Origin of the sequence: Bacillus sp. RB3, assembly GCF_030164735.1 — a bacterium.
Taxonomy (GTDB): Bacteria; Bacillota; Bacilli; order Bacillales; family Bacillaceae_G; genus Bacillus_A; species Bacillus_A cereus.
The window spans coordinates 1-861 of record NZ_JASNGE010000093.1 but is presented as its reverse complement, the minus strand read 5'-3'; the positions used below and the strand labels follow the sequence as shown (position 1 = coordinate 861).

The following is an 861-nucleotide window of genomic DNA, read 5'->3' as shown; positions in this document are numbered from 1 at the left end:
ATGTCTTTTAACCACTCATATCTCTTTCGCTTCTTGATCTTTGTAAATCGTTTCTGTAAAGCTAACTGTGAAACAGATTTTCCAAATAGCTTATAGTATCTATCACTCATTCTTTTACAATAGTTATAAGCGAATCTTGCAGCACCAGCATGGTTTCTAAGCACTTTTTCTTGTTCAGGCGTTGGGATTAGTCTAACTTTCTTCGCCAATATCATCAGAATGTAACTCCTTTAATGAAAGATTTGTTCTTCTGAATCGTAGCGTGTTCCACCAGCATTCTCCTGAGATCACTCGGATGCAAACCTGTTAATTCTGATACTTGACTAACTCGTAAAAATTTCATTATTATTCTTACCTCATTGAACCTAACATAGCACATACGTTCGATATATTCAATGAGGTTTGATAGATTTAATTAAATGTATCTCGTTCAACTAAGGGCGCAACTCCTTAGCCAGTTCTCTTATGAACTTCTCATGTTTTCACATGAGCGCAGACTATATGTTTATCTCTTTAGAGATAGAGGATTTTTCCACCACCATAGGCTTGTGATGTACTCTCGTCAGTTATACGAGATAGTCGTTGAACGTTCATCCTATCCATTTTGACTTAGATGATTCGAGGCGGAAGACCCATTGTTCTAGTGTTTAGGATTTAACCTTGCACCATCTGATTGATTTTTTCTGCTTTCGCAACATTCACGCTCGCCATTTCTAGCCACGTTGTAGTTCAATCAGCTTTAGGGATTGCCCGCAGTTAACCCTCACTACTAGCCAATCACTTGACTAGCAGGGCTTACTGATATATTTAATTAACTTTCGTTATAATTGGTTAAATAAATCGTAACAGTTAGTTACCCTT

At 37.2% G+C, this 861-nt stretch carries 1 protein-coding gene; it reads right to left on the bottom strand.

Annotated elements, in window-relative coordinates:
* On the bottom strand, window positions 1–215 hold a 215-nt coding region (locus tag QO049_RS30445; RefSeq protein ID WP_180230821.1), incomplete at its 3' end, for a helix-turn-helix domain-containing protein.
* Window positions 216–861: the final 646 nt, after the last annotated feature.